At 67.2% G+C, this 18,907-nt stretch carries 9 protein-coding genes; 6 read left to right on the forward strand and 3 right to left on the reverse strand.

Going from position 1 to position 18,907, the window contains the following annotated elements; translation table 11 throughout:
* Window positions 1-174 precede the first annotated feature (174 nt).
* The 3 genes from ASE50_RS08565 (at window position 175) to ASE50_RS08575 (ending at window position 8,526) form a co-directional block, all read left to right on the forward strand.
* The gene (locus ASE50_RS08565; RefSeq protein WP_056398565.1) at window positions 175-3,123 is read left to right on the forward strand and encodes a TonB-dependent receptor domain-containing protein; all 2,949 of its coding nucleotides are present in this window, start codon (window positions 175-177) and stop codon (window positions 3,121-3,123) included.
* A gap of 61 nt (window positions 3,124-3,184) precedes the next feature.
* Window positions 3,185-6,283 (forward strand): glycoside hydrolase family 2 TIM barrel-domain containing protein, encoded by a 3,099-nt coding sequence (locus ASE50_RS08570; protein WP_235512265.1) that lies wholly within the window; start codon window positions 3,185-3,187, stop codon window positions 6,281-6,283.
* A complete protein-coding gene (locus tag ASE50_RS08575) occupies window positions 6,280-8,526 on the forward strand; it encodes a S9 family peptidase (protein ID WP_056398569.1) in 2,247 nt (748 codons plus the stop codon). Before ASE50_RS08570 ends, ASE50_RS08575 begins: the two co-directional genes overlap by 4 nt.
* A gap of 115 nt (window positions 8,527-8,641) precedes the next feature.
* On the opposite strand, the gene ASE50_RS08580 is transcribed toward ASE50_RS08575, so the two are convergent.
* Window positions 8,642-11,326, reverse strand: a complete 2,685-nt coding sequence (locus ASE50_RS08580) for a DUF5695 domain-containing protein (protein WP_056398572.1) — start codon at window positions 11,324-11,326, stop codon at window positions 8,642-8,644.
* A gap of 81 nt (window positions 11,327-11,407) precedes the next feature.
* Here ASE50_RS08580 and ASE50_RS08585 point away from each other — a divergent pair, with 81 nt between their 5' ends.
* Genes ASE50_RS08585 through ASE50_RS08595 form a run of 3 tightly spaced genes read left to right on the forward strand, consistent with a single transcriptional unit; the run spans window position 11,408 to window position 16,556 of the window.
* The gene (locus ASE50_RS08585; protein ID WP_056398642.1) at window positions 11,408-13,774 is read left to right on the forward strand and encodes a glycoside hydrolase family 127 protein; all 2,367 of its coding nucleotides are present in this window, start codon (window positions 11,408-11,410) and stop codon (window positions 13,772-13,774) included.
* A 17-nt stretch (window positions 13,775-13,791) separates the two neighbouring features.
* Window positions 13,792-14,796 carry an Ldh family oxidoreductase gene (locus ASE50_RS08590; RefSeq protein WP_056398647.1) on the forward strand — a complete coding sequence of 335 codons (1,005 nt, stop codon included), beginning with the start codon at window positions 13,792-13,794 and terminating at the stop codon, window positions 14,794-14,796.
* Window positions 14,793-16,556 (forward strand): DUF885 domain-containing protein, encoded by a 1,764-nt coding sequence (locus ASE50_RS08595; protein WP_056398575.1) that lies wholly within the window; start codon window positions 14,793-14,795, stop codon window positions 16,554-16,556. Before ASE50_RS08590 ends, ASE50_RS08595 begins: the two co-directional genes overlap by 4 nt.
* Before the next feature lie 26 nt (window positions 16,557-16,582).
* Here ASE50_RS08595 and ASE50_RS08600 read toward each other — a convergent pair whose 3' ends face one another.
* Both ASE50_RS08600 and ASE50_RS08605 read right to left on the reverse strand, forming a co-directional pair.
* Window positions 16,583-17,470 (reverse strand): glycoside hydrolase, encoded by an 888-nt coding sequence (locus ASE50_RS08600; RefSeq protein WP_235512267.1) that lies wholly within the window; start codon window positions 17,468-17,470, stop codon window positions 16,583-16,585.
* Entirely contained in the window at window positions 17,467-18,645 is a 1,179-nt protein-coding gene (locus ASE50_RS08605) for a M24 family metallopeptidase (RefSeq protein ID WP_056398651.1), read from the reverse strand. Before ASE50_RS08605 ends, ASE50_RS08600 begins: the two co-directional genes overlap by 4 nt.
* Between the last annotated feature and the right edge of the window lie 262 nt (window positions 18,646-18,907).

Raw genomic sequence — 18,907 nt, forward strand, 5'->3', positions numbered from 1 at the left:
CGGGATCGTCACCGACGGTGCCGATCGTCATACCGTGACCATTTTCGGCCCTTTCCCGCACGGAAAGGACGCTATCGGCACCACCGCACTAACTTTCCTGCTCGTACATAGTATAATATATTTGATGAGTTCGTTTCGATGTGTATGTTCCCTTCAAACAATGGGGGGTTGACGATGCAACGTATGACGAGATTGCTGGCATCCGCGGCGGTAACCGCGCTGGTGTTGGGGAACGCCTTGCCGGCCTTCGCACAAGCGACGACCGATGGTCAGGTCGCCGGCGAAGCGAGCGAAGGCGATGGCGAGGTCATCACCGTCACCGGCACGCGCCTTGCCCAGCCGGGGGTGATGAGCAACAGCCCGATCACGACCGTCGATGCCGCCGAGATCCGGTTGCAGGGCGCAACCAATATCGAGAGCGTCCTCAATCGCCTGCCGCAGATCACGCCGGACGCGAACGAGAATGTGTCGAACGGATCGGACGGGACCGCGAAGGTGAACCTGCGCAACCTCGGCAGCAATCGTAACCTCGTGCTCGTCAACGGGCAGCGGCTGCTGCCGATCCAGGCGACCGACCTGAACTTCATTCCGTCGTTCATGGTGCAGCGGGTCGATGTCGTGACCGGCGGTGCGTCGGCGGTGTACGGGTCCGACGCGGTATCGGGCGTCATCAACTTCGTGCTGCGCGACAATCTGAACGGTGTGAAGACCGACGTGCAATATGGCTTCTCGGCGCATCAGAACGACAATGCCGCGAACCGTGCGCGGGTCGTCGGCGCGGGCTTCACCCCGGCGTTGCGCAGCCCGGTCGATGGACAGCGTTTCGACGCGAACATCGCGCTGGGTGCCAATTTCGCCGAGGATCGCGGCAACGTGACCGCCTATTTCGGCTATCGCGACGTGAAGCCGATCCTGCAATATAACCGCGACGTATCGGCCTGCGCGCTCGATCCGGTGTTCTCCGGCACGCCATCGGCGGCGACGTCGCTGACCTGTGGTGGATCGTCGAACAATCAGTATGGGCGGTTCGTGCCGCTGCGCTCGGGCATCGCTGCCGGCGGGTATAACAATATCAAGGACGGTCAGAAGACCTGGGTCCAGTATAACCCCGACTTCCGCTACAACTACGCGCCGCTGAATTACTTCCAGCGCAACGACACCCGCTTCATTGCCGGTGCCTTTGCGAAGTATGAAGTCAATCCGGCCGTGGAAGTCTATGGCAGCTTCATGTTCATGGACGACCGCACCAATTCGCAGGTCGCGCCGTCGGCCCTGTTCCAGGGGTATCCGTATTCGATCAACTGCAACAACCCGCTGATGAGCGCGCAGCAGGCAGGGTTGCTGTGCGGCAGCGCGGCGGCGGGCACCAACGTCAACCAGGACGTCTATATCGGCTATCGTCCGGTCGCCGCCCCGGCCCAGCCGCGCCGCGACGACCTGCGCCACACCGACTATCGCGTCAGCGGCGGTTTCCGGGGCGAGATCGCGCCGGGTATCCGCTACGATGCCAATGCGCTGTTTTCGACGGTGATCTTCAACGAGACGTATCGGAACGACATCGACCCGCAACGCGCCAACCGCGCGCTGAAGGTCGATCTGGTCAATGGCGTGCCGACGTGCCGCTCGGTCGTCGACGGTTCGGACCCGAGCTGCGTTCCGCTCAACGTCTTCCAGTTCGGCGGGCCGACCGCGGCGGCGCTCGCCTATGTCTATGCGCCGACCAGCACCGAGGGGCTGGACAAGGAAACGGTCCTGTCGGGCACGCTGACCGTCGACGGCGGCGAATATGGCGTGAAGCTGCCATGGGCCGATAGCGGGATCGGCGCGGTCTTCGGCGTCGAGCATCGTCGTGAATCGCTCGAATTCCGGGCCGACGCGCTGGCGCTCGCCAAGGGCACGAAGGAGATCGAGGGCGGCTTCAATGTGACCGAAGGGTTCACCGAAGTCCGGGTGCCGATCGTCGAGGACCGGCCGTTCTTCAGGGAACTGTCGCTGACCGGCGGCTATCGCTTCTCGAACTACAGCACCAGCGACAAGGGCATTTCCACCTACAAGGGCGAAATCGCCTGGGCACCGTCGCGCGACCTGCGCCTGCGCGGCGGATATAACCGCGCGATCCGGGCACCCAATATTTCCGAACTGTTCGGGGCGCAAAGCCCGGGCAATGTGACGACGCAGGACCCGTGCTCCGGCACCAGCCCGGCGGCGACGTTGCAGCAGTGCCAGAATACCGGCGTCACCGCCGCGCAATATGGCAACATCATCGAATGCCCGAGCGAGCAGTGCACCGGCTTTTTCGGCGGCAACCAGGCGTTGCGCCCCGAAGAGGCGGACACCTACACCGCCGGGCTGGTGCTGACCCCGCGCTTTGCCAAGCGGTTGATGCTGTCGGTCGATTATTTCAACATCAAGGTGAAGGACTATATCGGCGTGATCCCGGTCACGCTGACGATCAGCCAGTGCATCGCGACCGGCGATCCGTTCTTCTGTTCGCTGTTCAACCGCAATCCGCGCAACGGCGTGCTGTTCGGCGGCGACGCGACGACCGCCGGCTTCGTCACCTCGACGACGCAGAATACCGGTTCGCTCGCCACCAGCGGTCTCGACCTCGGGGTGAACTACGGGGTCGACACCGCCCTCGGCGATTTCAGCGTGAGCATGGTCGGAACGTGGCTGCGCGACCTGACGACCGAACCGCTGCCGGGTCTTGGTTCCTATGACTGCAAGGGCCTGTTCGGCGGCACCTGCGGCCAGCCGAGCCCGGAGTGGCGGCACCAGGCGCGCTTCACCTGGACCTCCACCGACGGCAAGGGTTCGATCTCGCTCAACTGGCGCTACATCGGCGCGACGAAGAACTCGTTCAACACCGATGACGAGAACCTGAAGGGATCGACCTATGTCGTGAATTCGCGCCTGCCGGTCGCCAACTATTTCGATCTGGCGGCCAGCGCGACGGTGATGAAGGATGTGGCGCTGCGCATCGGCGTCAACAACCTGCTCGACCGCGATCCGCCGGCGATCGCACAGGGCGTGCTGGCGTCCTTTGGCAACGGCAACACCTATCCCGGCGTGTACGACGTCGCCGGGCGGACCTTCTTCGTCGGTCTGTCGGCCGAATTCTGAGGAAGGATACCGGTGGCCGGTGCCCCTGCGGTATCGGCCACCGGGCTAGGGAGAAGAAGCAATGATCGGTCGCGTCGCGCTTGCCATGCTGGTGTCCACACTGGCGGTCGCGACCGCCACCGCGCAGACGGCGGCACCGGCCGAATGGGAGCGGCCGGAGGTCATCCGGATCGGTGCCGAACCGATGCACGCGACGTTCGACGGCTTCGAGACGCGGGCGCTCGCGCTGCGCGACGATCCGGTGCGATCGCGCTATCACCTGTCGCTGGACGGCCAGTGGCGGTTCCACCGATCGGCGACCCCCGAAACGCGGCCGGTCGGCTTCGAACGGCCCGACTATGACGTCGGCGGCTGGGGCACGGTGGCGGTGCCCGGCATCCTGCAGGCGCAGGGGCAGGGGACGCCGGTGTTCGTCGGATCGGGTTATCCGTTTCCGATGGACCAGCCCCGAATCGACCACCGGCTGAACGAGGTCGGATCGTATCGCCGCGAGGTGACGGTGCCGCCGCACTTTGCCGGGCGGCGGATGCTGCTGACGATCGGGGCGGCGGGTGCGGCCTATTATCTATGGGTGAACGGGCAGCGGATCGGCTATTCCGAGGACTCCAAGCTGCCCGCCGAGTTCGACGTGACCGCGGCGATGCGGCCGGGGCGCAACACGGTCGCGATCGAACTGTATCGCTATGCCGATGGCAGCTATCTGGAAGATCAGGATTTCTGGCGGGTCAACGGGATCGAGCGCAGCGTGACGCTATATGCCGCGCCGGCGACGCACCTGCGCGACATCGATGTGCGTGCCGGGCTGGCGAACGGGTTTCGCGACGGCACGCTGGTGCTGAACGTTGCGGTGGCGGGGGCGAGCGCGGCGGTGCGGGTGCGGGTGCGGGCAAGCGTCCTCGATGGCGGGCGGGCGGTACTGACGCGCGAGGGGGTGCCGGACGCGCAGCGCACCGTCCGGCTGACCGGCGACGTGCCGGCGGTGCGGGCATGGAGCGCCGAGACGCCCGATCTCTATACGCTGCTGGTCGAACTGCTCGATGCGAAGGGGCGCGTGGTCGAGGCGACGCAACGCCGGATCGGGTTCCGCACGGTCACGATCGAGGATGGCGAGGTGCGCGTCAACGGCCGGCGGATCATGATCCGCGGCGTCAACCGGCACGAACATGACCCGCATACCTTCCGGATTGTGTCCGAAGCGACGCTGCGCCGCGATCTGGAATTGATGAAGGCGGCGAACGTCAACGCGGTCCGCACGTCGCATTACCCCAACGACCCGCGCCTGTACGAACTGGCCGATGCGGTCGGGCTGTACGTGATGGACGAGGCCAATATCGAGAGTCACGGCTATCTGTCGCAGGCACAACAGAGCGGTGATTTCGAGGGCACGCTGCTCGGCTACAAGCCCGAATGGAAGGCCGCGCATCTCGACCGGGTCGAACGGATGGTGGAGCGCGACAAGAACCACCCCTCGATCCTTTTCTGGTCGCTGGGCAACGAGACCGGCGTCGGCACCAGTTTCGAGGCGGCGGCGAAGTGGGTGAAGGCGCGCGACGACACCCGGCTGGTCAGCTTTCTGGGGCACAGCATGAGCGGGTGGCGGCACCCGACCAATGCCTATGTCGATATCTTCGCGCCGATGTACGACGATGTCGAAAAGATGGTCGATTATGCCGAGCGGCCCGAATTCACCCAGCCGCTGATCCTGTGCGAATATGCCCATGCGATGGGCAACAGCCTCGGCAATTTTCAGGACTATTGGGACGTCATTCGCGCCCACCGGAAATTGCAGGGCGGGTTCGTATGGGACTGGGTCGACCAGACCATCTTGCGCAAGGACGCGGCGGGGCGCGACTATTGGGCGCAGGGCCGCGACTTCGTTCCTGACGGCGACGACAGCCCGGTCGGCGACGGCGTCATCCGGTCGGATCGGACGCCCGATCCCGAATATTATGAGATGGCGAAGGTCTATGCCCCGATCGCGTTCGCGCGGGCGGACGAGGGGTTCGTCGTGCTGAACCGGCACGACCATATCGACCTGTCGCGCTTCACGCTCGATTATGCGGTGCTGGAGGACGGGCGCGCGGTCGCGACGGGGCGGGTGGCGATGCCGGTCGTGGCAGCGGGGCAGCGCGCGCTGCTGTCGCTGGCGTTGCCGCCGGCGCGCGATGCCGGGGCGGAACGGATGCTGGTGCTGCGCGCACGGGCCAAAGCGGGGGCGATCCCGCTGGTCGCGGCGGGGCATGTCGTCGGGTACGAACAATTCGCGCTGTCGCCGCCGCGTCCGCTGGCGGCGGCGCAGGGCAGCACGACACCGGTCGATGGCGGCGACGTCCTGCGGCTGGCGGCGGGCGATGCGGTGCTGGAGATCGATCGGGCGACCGGGCTGGTCCGGCGCTATGCGCGCGGGCGGACGACGTTGCTGAGCGGCGGTGCGCCCGATTTCTGGCGGGCGCCGACCGACAACGACGTCGGCACCGGCATGACCAAGAGCCACCGGATGTGGGAGCAGTTCAGCAACAACCGGCGGCTGGATGCGATCGCGATCGACGGCGATGCGATCGTCGTTCGTCATGACATGGGCGTGGGATCGGTGAAGGTCACGACGCGCTGGACGATGGATGCCGGCGGCGTGGCGCGGGCGGCGGTACGGTTCGTGCCGCTGCGCGACGACCTGCCCGATCCGCCGCGCATCGGCATGCAGTTCCGGACGCCGCCGTCGCTCGACCGCATCCGCTGGTACGGGCGCGGGCCGTGGGAAAGCTATGCCGATCGCAAGACAGCGGCGCTGGTCGGCGAGTATGCCGGCACGCTGGCCGAGCAATATCATGGCTATGCCCGGCCGCAGGAATCGGGGACCAAGCAGGATGTGCGCTGGATCGCGGTGACCGGTGCCGACGGGGCCGGCGTACGGGTTACCGGTGACCGGCCGCTGGCGGTGAACGCGCTGCCCTTTCCCTATGCCGATCTGATGGAAAAGCCGCCGGCCAAGGCGCACAGCAGCGACATCCGCCCGCATGGCGACGGTACTCTGCTGATCGACGTCGCGCAGAGCGGTGTCGGCGGGGATACCGGATGGAGCACCGATGGGCGGCCGCACATGCGCTATCGCGTGCCGCTCCGCCCGATCGACTGGACGTTCACGCTGGAGGCGGCACGATGAAGCGGTTGTTGCTGGCGCTCGCACTGTTGGCAGGGCCGGTGCAGGCACAGACCGATCCCCGGGTCGCGCAGTCGATCGCGCTGCGCGACCAATGGCAGTGGCTGACGCGCGACATCGCCTTTCCGGCGGAATGGGACGCGGACGGGCGGCACTTCCATTATCGCAAGACGGTCGCGGGCGGGTTCGCGTTCGTCGACGTCGATACCGCGACGCGCGCCAAGTCGGCGGCGTTCGATGCGGCGGCGGTGGCGAGGGGACTTGCGAAGGCGCAGGGACAGGCGGTCGATCCGCTGCGGCTGCCGTTCGAGCATTTCGATTTCGAGGGCGCGCGGCGCGCGATCCGCTTCGCGATCGATTACGTCCCGTGGCGCTGCACGCTGACCGACTATGTCTGCGCGCCGGTCGACGAACCGGGCCGGCGACCGCGCGGGTTCGGGGTGGTGCGGGACCTGAAGGTCCCGGCGCTGAACGTGCCGCAGCGCTCGCCCGACGGCGCGCGCGAGGCGCTGATGGTCGACGACAATCTGGTCGTGCGCGGTGCGAACGGCGGTGCGGAGGCGTGGCGCAGTCAGGACGGCAGTCCCGGCGATTTCTACGATCCCGAGACGCTCGTCTGGTCCCCCGATGGCAAATGGCTGGCGCTGTACCGGGTGCGGCCCGGCTATCGCCGGATCGTGACGCGGGTGGTGTCGTCGCCGGTGGGGCAGGTGCAGCCCAAATTGGCCGAGCAGTTGTATCCCAAGCCCGGCGATGCGATCGATCAGGAGCGGCCGGTGCTCTTCGAGGCGGCGACCGGACGGCGGATCGACGTGTCCGACGCATTGTTCCCGAACCCGTGGCAACTCGCCGATATCCAGTGGCGCAAGGACAGCCGCAGCTTCGCGTTCGAGTATCTGCGGCGCGGTTTCCAGCAGGCGAAGGTGATCGCGGTCGATACCGCCACCGGCACGGCGCGTGCCGTTATCGGCGAGGATGCGAAGACCTTCGTCTTCAACGAACGCCGCTTCGTGCACGACGTGAAGGGCGAGGGGCGCGAACTGATCTGGGCATCGGAGCGCGACGGCTGGCGGCATCTGTATTGGGTCGACGGCGCGACCGGGCGGGTGCGGCCGATCACGCGGGGACGCTGGGTCGTGCGCGATATCGCCCGCATCGATGACGATGCGCGGCGCATCTGGTTTTCGGCCGGCGGGGTGACCCCGGGCGAGGACCCGTATCACAAACACTGGTTCCGGATCGATTTCGACGGGCGTAACCTGACCCGGCTGACCGATGGCGATGAAACGCACGAGGCGCGCTTCTCGCCCGACGGCACCAGTTTCGTCGATGTGCATTCGCGCACCGACCTGCCGGAAGTGACCGACCTGCGCGATGCGTCGAGCGGCCGGATCATCGCGACGCTGGAGCGGGGCGACGTGCGCGCGCTGACCGCCGCCGGCTATCGCCCGCCCGAGCCGTTCGTCGCCAAGGGACGCGACGGGACCACCGACATCTACGGGATGGTGGTGCGGCCGCGCGACTATGATCCGGGCAAGCGGTACGCGGTGATCGAGAACATCTATGCCGGGCCGCACGACAGTTTCGTGCCGAAGGGATATTGGCCGTTCGGCGGGTTTTCCGGCGGCGACAAGGCGATGGGGATGCAGCAGATCGCCGATCTGGGCTTCATCGTCGTGATGATCGACGGGATGGGCACGGCCAACCGGTCGAAGGCATTCCATGACGTCGCGTGGAAGAATCTGGCCGACAGCGGCTTTCCCGACCGGATCGCATGGATGAAGGCACTGGCGGCGAAGGACGCGTCGGTCGATCTGTCGCGGGTCGGCATTTATGGCGGGTCGGCGGGCGGGCAGAGCACGCTCAACGCGCTGCTGTTCCATCCCGACTTCTACAAGGCCGGGGTCGCGTTCGCCGGGTGTTTCGACAACCGCATGGACAAGATCGACTGGAACGAACAATGGCTCGGCTGGCCGGTCGATGCGAGCTATCTGGCGGCGTCGGGCGTGGTCCATGCCGACAAGTTGCAGGGCAAGCTGCTGCTGGTGGTCGGCGAGCAGGATTCGAACGTCGATCCGGCGTCGACGATGCAGGTCGTCGACGCGCTGATTCGTGCGGACAAGGATTTCGAACTGCTGGTGGTGCCGAACGGCGAACATGCCGCCGGCCGGTCGACCGGGCCGGTCGCCTATGGGCAACGGCGCGAATACGACTTCTTCCTGCGCGCGCTGGGTGGGGCGCGGTAGACATACCCCATCCGTCATCCCCGCGAAGGCGGGGATCCAGACGCGCAGGTCCGGCGATGGAGTCGCAGTCGTCAGAGGTTCTGGATCCCCGCCTCCGCGGGGATGACGGTGGTGGCTAGCGCGGGGACAGGGTCAAGGTCGTGGCGGTCGACGACAGCGCGACGGTCGTGAACCCCCGCTCCTCCACACCCTTGTCGATCGCATAGGCCGCGCCGCCGGCCGGTGCCTCGACCGACAGATGCGCGGTCGGTGTGGTCGCGGTCGCCGGGTCGAGCGTCAGTTCGATAAGGCGCGTTGCCGGCAGCCAGCGGGCACGCGCGATCGTTCCCGCCGCCAGTGTGATCCATTGTCCGGCGGGGGCGATGAACAGCCGGGTGCGCGCCCCGTCGCGCGGTTCGATCGCGATCGCCCCGCCATCCTCGCGCACGATCCCGCCGAAGCCCAGCCAACCGAAGGTCGGGTCCTGCACCAGATAGGTCGCGGCGGCATAGGCATGGCCGAAATAGCCCATGCCGTAATCGCCGGTATAGGCATCCCAGCGCATCATATCGGGTTCGGAGTGGAACGCCGCAGAGGCGAAGCCCTCGCGGTCGACATTGGTGATGCCGCCCATGAGGCCGCCATAAGCGACGCGCAGCAAATGAAGATCGGCCGGATCGCGGCGATAGGCGTCGAACAACGGGACGGCGTTCAGCGCGGAGCCGTAATGATGGATTTGACGCTCGATCCGCTTCACCTTGCCGCCGTAGAGGAAGTCCCAGTAGCGGCGGGCATTGCCGTTATAGCCCCAGTGCGGGATCGTCGGGTCGTAGCCCAGGATCACCTCGCGCGTGACCGCTGCCTCGCGCGGGTGGTCGAAATAGCGCATCCACGCATAGACCTCGGGCTGGCCGGTCGAATCCCACGCCATCTCGCTGCCGAACGGATAGGCGAGCGTCCGCCAGTGATCGGCGCGCGCCTTCATCAATCCCTCGACCTCGCGCGCGTCGTCGGTCAGCCCCTCACGCTTCAGGTCGGTAAGGATCTCGACGAAGATCTCGCCCTCCATCTGCCCGAATTGCGCATAATGCGGCGCGTCGCGCATCATCGCGACGGTCGTGCGCGCGGCCATGGCGAGATAGAAGCGCCAGTCGTGGCGGGTGACCAGCCCGGCGTGATGGCGTGCGAGCCGATACAGCACCCAATGCCCGATCGCGACATGGGGGTAATTATACGAACGGCCCAGATCGTCGGCCTGTTTCCTGTCCCACGACGCCCAGGTCGACCAGTCGATGCCCTTGTCGTAATAGGACCCGAACGCCTTGGGATCATAATAGAACAGGCTTTTCTTCACCCCGCCGCTCGCCATCTGCAACCGGCCGAGCACGGTTTCGTCGACCATTTGCTCCAGCTTGGCGACCTCGCCGGCATCGGGATGGTCGAGCTGCTTCATGGTCGCGGCCACCCATGCGCCGCCGCCGCCCTCGTCGCTCATCCCCGCGATCCAGACGCGCTGGTCCTGCGTGACGATGCGGTTCGCCTCGCGATCATAGGTGAGGATCGCGGGCGCGCGGTGAAAGGGGTCGGCGGCGTCGTCGAACCATTGCCGCGTCGTGCTGAAGCGGCCGAGATCGGCGGCGACCTGCGCGAGCGGCTTGGTGACGTAGTAATGGACGCTCTGCACGCTGCCATCGGCATAGGTGATCGCGACCCGCGCCCGGCCCCAGCCGGTGCCGGTGACGCGCCAGCGGTTCCAGCCCGCCGGGCCGGCGACGCGGGTCAGCGTGAGCGCATCGGCAGGGGTGACGGCGACGTCGCGCACCGGCTGCGCGGCACGGACGAACAGGTCGGCGGGGCTGTCGGTAGGGACGACATAGCCGGGAAAGCCGATCGCGACCGGCCGGCGCTCGGCCTGCAGCGTCGGTTCGATCGCGCGGATCGACGGCGCGGTGACCAGCCGCACGCCGAACGTCCGCCGCTCGCCCGGGGCGAGCGTGAAGCCGGTCGCGGGGTTCCATGGCTGCCCCTTGTCCGCCATCGCAGCACTGGCGACCATCCAGTCGTAAAAGCCCTCGAACGTCTGCTGGCGCGGGGTGCGATCGGTGAAGACGCTGCCCGCGCCCTTCCGCCGCGCATCGTCGAGGATGCGATATTGTTCGAGCGGGGTGCGGCCATCGGGTACGACCAGCAGCGCAGGCCCCTTCCCGTTGAGGCGCGTGACCTGAAGATAGCCGGCGTCGTTGCCGATATACGGGTCGACGAAGCTCGCCTGCGCATGCGCCTGTTCCAGCGAACGATCGGTGATGATGTTGTCGAACACCATCGGCATCCCCAGCGCGCCGACCTCGACCGGCGTGGTGCCGCGATTGACGAGGGTAAAGCGCAGCACCGGCGTGCCGCGCTCACGCAGCCAGGTGCGCTCGACGGTGAGCGGGAACCCCGCGCCCATCGTCGCGGTCATGTCGGCGCGCGCGATCACGGTGCCGGCGGCCGGCAGCGCGCGGACCGGAACGCGGTGCTGCGCCGACGAGAAGTCGCGCCACGTGCCACCGGCGCTGCGGACGCGCAGGTGGAGATCGCCGATCTGGTTGAAGCCATCGCCCTTGCGCGTCGCGGCCCGCCCGCCGGGTACGAAATCGAACGCCGGTTCGGCGGCGGGGGAGAGGGTGCGCAGCGTCTGGCTGGCGGGATCGAGGGTGAGCGTCAGCGTGGCGGCGGCATGGCGCATCGGCGCGGGGGCGGCGGTCAGCATCGCGCTGGCCCCCAGCGACAACATCGTGCCCAATGCCACGCTGCCCAGATATACCGTGTATCGCCGCATAACCCTGCCCCCTGCCTGCAACCGATCGGTTGACTCCGACCCATCTTACCCTATCGTATACAATATTCTTGGGAGATGGAAATGCTGGTTGGACGTCGTGCGTTCCTGATGTCGTCCGCGACGTTGCCGGTGCTCGCGCTGCCGGCGGCGGCGCGCACCATGGCGGCGTTGCCGGCAACGGCCAAGCCGTTTCCGCTGTCGGCGGTGCGGTTGCGCCCGTCCGACTATGCGCGCGCGGTCGAGGTGAACCGCGCCTATTTGTTGCGGTTGTCGCCCGACCGGCTGCTCCACAATTTTCACAAGTTCGCCGGCATGACGCCCAAGGCCCCGGTCTATGGCGGATGGGAAAGCGACACGATCGCCGGCCATACGCTGGGGCATTATCTGTCGGGGCTGGCGCTGACCCATGCCCAGACCGGCTGCACCGACTGCGTGGCGCGCGCGACCTATATCATCGGCGAACTGGCGCGGTGTCAGGCGGCCCATGGCGACGGCTATGTCGCGGGCTTCACCCGCAAGCGCAAGGACGGGACCGTCGTCGACGGGAAGGAGATTTTCCCGGAGATCATGCGCGGTGACATCCGGTCGGCCGGGTTTGATCTCAACGGCTGCTGGGTGCCCTATTACAACTGGCACAAGCTCTATACCGGGCTGTTCGACGTCATCGACCATATCGGCGCGAACGAGCAGGCGATGGCGATCGCGATCGGACTGGGTGGCTATATCGACCGGGTGTTCGCCGCGCTGAGCGACGATCAGGTACAGGTCATGCTCGCCTGCGAATATGGCGGGCTGAACGAGAGTTTCGCCGAACTGCACGCGCGGACCGGCGACGCGCGCTGGCTGCGGCTGGCCGAGCGGATCTATGACAAGCGCAACCTCGATCCGCTGACGCAGAAGCGTGACCAGCTGGCGAATTTCCATGCCAATACGCAGGTGCCCAAGCTGATCGGGCTGGCGCGGCTGCACGAGATCACCGGCAAGCCCGAACAGGCGACCGCCGCGCGCTTCTTCTGGGAACAGGTGACGCGGCATCACAGCTATGTGATCGGCGGCAATGCCGACCGCGAATATTTCAGCGCGCCGGACACGATCGCGCAGCACATCACCGAACAGACGTGCGAGCATTGCAACACGTACAATATGTTGAAACTGACCCGGCATCTATATGCGTGGCAGCCCGACGGGGCGCTGTTCGACTTTTACGAACGCGCGCATCTGAACCATGTCATGGCGCAGCAGGAACCGGTGAACGGCGGCTTCACCTACATGACGCCGCTGATGACCGGGGCGAAGCGCGACTATTCGGCGCGCGACGGCGAGGAATTCTGGTGCTGCGTCGGCACCGGCATGGAAAGCCATGCCAAGCACGGCGAAAGCATCTTCTGGACCGGGGACGATGCCCTGATCGTCAACCTCTACATCCCCGCCGACGCGAAATGGCAGGCGCGCGACGCGACGCTGGCGCTGGAGACGGGCTATCCGTTCACGGGCGAGGCGACGCTGACCTTCGCATCGCTGGGCAAGGCGGGCACCTTCCCGGTCGCGCTGCGCGTGCCGGGCTGGGCGAAGGGGCGCGAGCTGCTGGTGAACGGCAAACCGGTCGACGCGGCCTCCGCCGGGGGATATGCGATCGTCACCCGGCGGTGGAAGGCGGGCGATGCGGTCACGATCCGCCTGCCGCTCGACCTGCGGATCGAGGCGACGCCGGGCGATGCGCAGACGATTGCGGTGCTGCGCGGGCCGCTGGTGCTGGCCGGCGACCTCGGGCGTGCCGATGGCGAATGGGACAGGCCCGATCCGTCGATGGTCGGCGACGACCTGCTCGCCGGGTTCGTGTCGGTGGCGGGCGAGGATGCGCAATATGCGACGCGCGGGCTGATCCGGCCCGGCGACCTGAGCTTCGTCCCCTTCTATCGCCAATATGATCGCCGCTCGGCGGTCTATTTCAAGCGGTTCACCGATGCGCAGTGGAAAGTGGAGGAAGCCGGCTTCCTTGCCGAACAGGCCCGGCAAAAGGATCTGGCGGCGCGGTCGGTCGACGTCATGCATCTGGGCGAGATGCAGCCCGAGCGCGACCATCAGCTGACGTCCGAGATTTCCTACCCGCTGGTCTATCGCGGGCGGAACGGGCGCGACGCGCGCACCGGGGGCTTTTTCGAATTCGCCATGGCGGTGAAGCCCGGACCGCTGGTCCTGCAGGCAACCTATTGGGGGGATGAGCGCAAGCGCAGTTTCGACATCCTGATCGACAATCAACGGATCGCAACCCAGACGCTCGACGCCGATCGGCCGGGGGCGTTCTTCGACGTGGATTACCCGGTGCCCGAGCCGCTGACCAAAGGCAAGAAACAGGTGAAGGTGCGCTTCGTGCCGCATGACAGGAACAGCGCGGGGCCGGTGTTCGGTGTCCGGCTGTTCACCGCAAAGGCGGGTGCCACCGCGTGAGCGAGCCGCAAGTCCGCATGACCCTGTCCGAGGTGCGCGACTATGCCCGCGCGACGCTTGCCCGTGTCGGGCTGGCCCCGGCGCATGTCGCGGCGGTCGCCGAGACGATCGTCGTCGGGGAGCGCGATGGCTGCGGCGCGCACGGCCTGTACCGGTTGCTGGTCGCGGCGCATTCGGTTGCGAGCGGCGTGGTGGTGCCCGATGCGGTCCCGGTGCTGGAACGACGGGCGGCGGGCGTGGTGCGGGTGGACGGGAAAGGCGGCTTTGCCCAGCTGGCGTTCGAGACCGGTCGCGATGCGCTGATCGAGGCGGCGCGCGCGAACGGGATCGCGGCGCTGGCGATCAACCATGCCGTCCACTTCGCCGCGCTGTGGCCCGAGGTCGAGGCACTGGTCGACCATGGGCTGGTCGCGCTGGCGGTGACGTCGAACCATGCGTGGGTCGCGCCGGCCGGCGGCACGCAGCCGGTGTTCGGCACCAATCCGATCGCGTTCGGCTGGCCCCGCGCCGGTGCCGCGCCGTTCGTGTTCGATTTCGCGACCAGCGCGGTGGCGCGCGGCGAGATCGAACTGCATCGCCGCGCGGGCCGGCCGGTGCCGACCGACTGGGGCCATGCGCCCGACGGCAGCGACACGACCGACGCCGCGGCGGTGCTGGCCGGGGCGATGCGGACGTTCGGCGGGCATAAGGGATCGGCGCTGGCACTGATGGTCGAACTGCTCGCCGGGCCGCTGATCGGCGACCTGACCAGCGCGGAATCGATCGCATGGGATGCGGGGCGTAAAGGGTCGCCACTGGGCGGCGAGTTGATCCTCGCGCTTGATCCCGCCGGGTTTCTGGGAGCCGAGGCCGCGGCGCAGATGGCCCGTGCCGAGGCGGTGTTCGCCGCGATCGAGGGGCAGGGCGCGCGGGTGTCGGGCGCGCGTCGCCACGCGCTGCGCCCGATCAGCGAGCGCGAGGGAGTTTGGGTGTCGCGGGCGCTGCTGCGCGACATCGACGACGTTACGGGGGACAGGGCATGAAGATCACGCTGGCACTGGCGCTGTCGATCGCGGCACCTGTGGCCGCGCAGGCGACGACGACCATCGCCGCCGCGCCGGCTGCGTCGGGCGACGCAGCGTTCCGGCAATTGTCCGAGCGCGAATATGCGTGGCGCAAGACGCTGACCGGTCCGGGCGAGGATTCGCCGACCAGCCGCAACGCGGCGCTGCCCGATGTCGGACCGGCGGCGCAGGCGCGGATGACGCAACGCTGGACCGAAACGATGGCCGCGCTCGACCGGATCGATCCGGCGACGCTGGGGCCGGCCGCCCGCGACGATTATACCGTCTATCGCGCACAGATCGCGGCGTTGCTCGCCCGGCAGCAGTTTCGCGATTATGAAAAGCCGTTGAACGCCGATACCAGCTTCTGGATCGATCTGGCCGGCATGGCGCGCGAGAATTACCGCGATGAGGCGGCGTTGCGGCTCTATCTGTCGCAGTTGGCCAGCGTCCCGCGCTATTTCGATGAGCAGATCGCGAACATGCGTGCCGGGCTGAAGCGGGGCTTCACGCCGCCGCGCGTCACCTTGCAAGGGCGCGATGCCGGGGTGCGTGCGGTCGTGGAGGCGGGCGCGGGGGAAGCGTCGCCGTTCTACGCGCCGTTCCGGACGCTGCCGGCGACCATCCCGGCGGCGCGGCAGGCGGCATTGCGGGCCGATGCGAAGCGGGTGATCGCGCAGGCGGTGGTGCCAGCACATGCGACGCTGATGGCGTTCCTGCGCGATGAGTATATTCCGGGGGCACAGGAAAAGCTGGCGGCGTACGACCTGCCCGACGGGCGGAATTATTATCGGTCGAAGGTACGCGAGTTCGTAACCCGCGACCTGCCGCCCGAGGAAATCCATGCGATCGGCCTGCGCGAGGTGGCGAAGATCCGCGCGCGGATGCAGACGGTGATGACGCAAGTGGGGTGGCAGGGCGATCTGCCGTCGTTCCTGAACCATCTGCGCACCGATCCGCAATTCTATGCGAAGACGCCGCAGGACCTGCTCAACCGTGCCGCATGGATCGCCAAGACGTTCGACGGCAAGGCCGCGACCTATTTCGGCCGGTTGCCGCGGATGCGGTTCGCGATCAAGGCCGTGGACCCCGATATCGCGCCATTCTACACCAGCGGGCGGGGCGGACCGGGCATTTACTTGCTCAACACCTATGACCTGCCGTCGCGCGGGCTGTATTCGCTCCCGGCGCTGACGCTGCACGAAAGCGCGCCGGGCCACGCGTTCCAGATGCCGTTCGCGATGGAACTGACCGACCTGCCCGAATATCGCCGCAACGAATATATCTCGGCCTATGGCGAGGGCTGGGCGCTGTATTGCGAGGCGCTGGGCGAGGATATGGGGATGTACGAGACCCCCTATGACCTGTTCGGTATGCTCAGCTATCAAATGTGGCGCGCGGCCCGGTTGGTCGTCGATACCGGCATTCATTCCAAGGGCTGGACGCGTGCGCAGGCGCAGGCGTTCCTGCGCGACAATACCGCGCTGTCGAACCACGAGATCACGACCGAGGTCGATCGCTACATCGCATGGCCGGGGCAGGCGCTAAGCTATTATATGGGCGAGCTGGCGTTTCTCGACGCGCGGGCGAAGGCGCAGGCGGCACTGGGCGAGGCGTTCGACTATCGCGCGTTCCACGATGCGATGCTCAGCCTGGGATCGGTGCCGCTGCCGATGATCGATGCGCGGGTCGACCGCTTCATCGCCGCCAAGGGCAAGGGGCCGTACCCGCTGCCCTGAACACGACGACCGGCGGCGCGGCGGGTTCAGCAGATTTCCGCCGTCGCCCTGGGCGGATCGCCGGGCGGTATGCGCGCGGGATGGCGATAGAAGACGTCGCCGGGCAGGCGGTGGCGGTCGCCATAGACCTGCGCCAACAACGTGTAGAGCGTCGGGTCATAGCGTTGCAGGTCGTCGTCGTTGAGCAGCCGTTGCCCATCGACGACGATCATGCGGTTGGTATTGAACCAGAGCTGCGTTCCCTCCGCCCAATATTCGTCGACTGTCGTCGCGGCATATTCGCCGCGCCACGCCCCCCGCGCCATGGCAGTGGCATAGGCACGCTCTACCGCGGCATGGAGCGCGGTGTCGCGTTGCCGGATCGCGGCGAGGATGGCGTGCGAGAATTCGTGGACGAAGGTGTTCTCGCCATAATACCACGTGCCCGGCGTACCGAGCAGGTTTTCGGCCGGGGCGGTGGTCAACGGCCCACCCATGCCGCGGGCACGATTGTTCCAGTAATCGCGGTCGCTCAGCCGTCCGATCCGCTCGACATAGTGTTTGCGCTCGCACAGAGTCAGGCGGGGATCGTCGGCGGCGGGTTTGGTCCAGTGGCGCTGTTCGGGCAGATCGATCAGCCCTTCGGTCAGGGCGATGATCGCGACGCGATAGCCCGACGCCGCCATCCAGCGGCGCAGGTCGGGGCGATCGGCCAGCATCGCGATGGCGATGTCGCGCGCGAACAGCAGCGCGTCGTCGGGCACCTTCGCCGACGACACGACCGGCACGCCGCCGGCATCGACATATCGTTGGTAGAAGGGGTCGAGCCGGAGGTCGGCGGGTGGCGGTCCGATCGTCGTCGCGGCATAGCGGCCGGGCGCGGCAGCCGATGGCACCGCGACCGTCGCCAGCAGCAGCGCGATCAGCGGCGTCATCCGAACGGGCGGTCGATCGACGGCTGCGGCTTGGTAAACCATGCCGCGCCGGTGTCGGTGACGTGAAAATGATCTTCCAGCCGGATGCCAAAGCGATCGGGAACGACGATCATCGGTTCGTTCGAAAAACACATGCCGGGGGCGAGCAGCGTCGTGTCGCCGCGCACCAGATAGGCGGGTTCGTGGATCGACAGGCCGATGCCGTGCCCGGTGCGATGCGGCAGGCCGGGCAGGCGGTAGTCGGGGCCAAGACCCTCACGCACCAGCAGCGCGCGGGCGGCGGCATCGACCGCTTCGCACGGCACGCCGGGTGCGGCGGCGGCAAAGGCGGCGGCCTGCGCGGCATGTTCGATGTCCCAGATCGCGCGGACGTCATCACCGACCGGTCCGAAGGCATAGGTGCGGGTGATGTCGCTGTGATAGCCGCCGACGCGACAGCCGGTGTCGATCAGCACCAGTTCGCCTTCGTTCAGCGCACGGTCGCCGGGCAGGCCGTGGGGAAAGGCGGTGGCGCGGCCGAACTGGACGATGCAGAAATAGGAAGCGCCGCCACCGATCGCGCGATGGGCTTCGTCGATGAAGCGGACGACCTCGCTGGCGAGGATGCCGGGACGCAGGATGCGGGCGGCGGCGGCCTGTACCGCCAGCGTCATGTCCTTGGCACTTTGCAGCAGCGCCAGTTCGGCGGGCGATTTGACCATGCGACAGCCGTCGATCGCGGGTGCGCCGTCGGTCAGGGTCAGGCCGTGGCGCGCCAGTTTCTGCCCCCAGGCGAAGGGGAGCAACGGATCGATGGCGAGGGTGGCCCCGGCGGGCAGCGCGTCCTTGACCAGCGCGGTCGGGTCCTGATCCTCTTCCCACAGCAGCAGGTCGGCGGCGACGGTTAGGTCGGCCTCCAGCGTACCGCGCTCGAATGCCGGGCAGACGATGCGTGGCGTACCCGTGACCGGCAGGAACAACGCGACCATCCGTTCACTGGCACCCCATGGAATACCGGTGAAATAGTCGAGCGACGCCCCGGTATGGACGAGCAGCGCATCGGCACCGGCCTTAGCCGTCCGGGCCCGTGCGCGCTCGATCCGTTCCGCGCGTTCGGTGGCGGTAATCGCCGGGGCGGGGGCGACGGGCCGAATCGCGGCGAGTTCCGTGGCCGGGGTCGATCCGCCGATGGTCATCATGATCTCCAGTCGAAATGCCGGTATCGGCAGGGTAGTCGGTCGAAGCTGCGTCTAGCCGGGATCGCGATCACCGTCAGCCCCGCATACGGACGGCACGGGCATCCCTGCCAACGCTCGGGACAGGACCGGTCACGCGGACGGTGCATTTCGGCGGGCGTCGACCGGCTCGCCCTGGACAAGCTGCGGGACCATGACTGCGGTTCCCCTGCCGGGGCCGAAGCAGCCGGAACCAGCGCGGAATTATCCGGTCAGAACAACG

Source organism: Sphingomonas sp. Leaf5, assembly GCF_001421155.1.
Taxonomy (GTDB): domain Bacteria; phylum Pseudomonadota; class Alphaproteobacteria; order Sphingomonadales; family Sphingomonadaceae; genus Sphingomonas.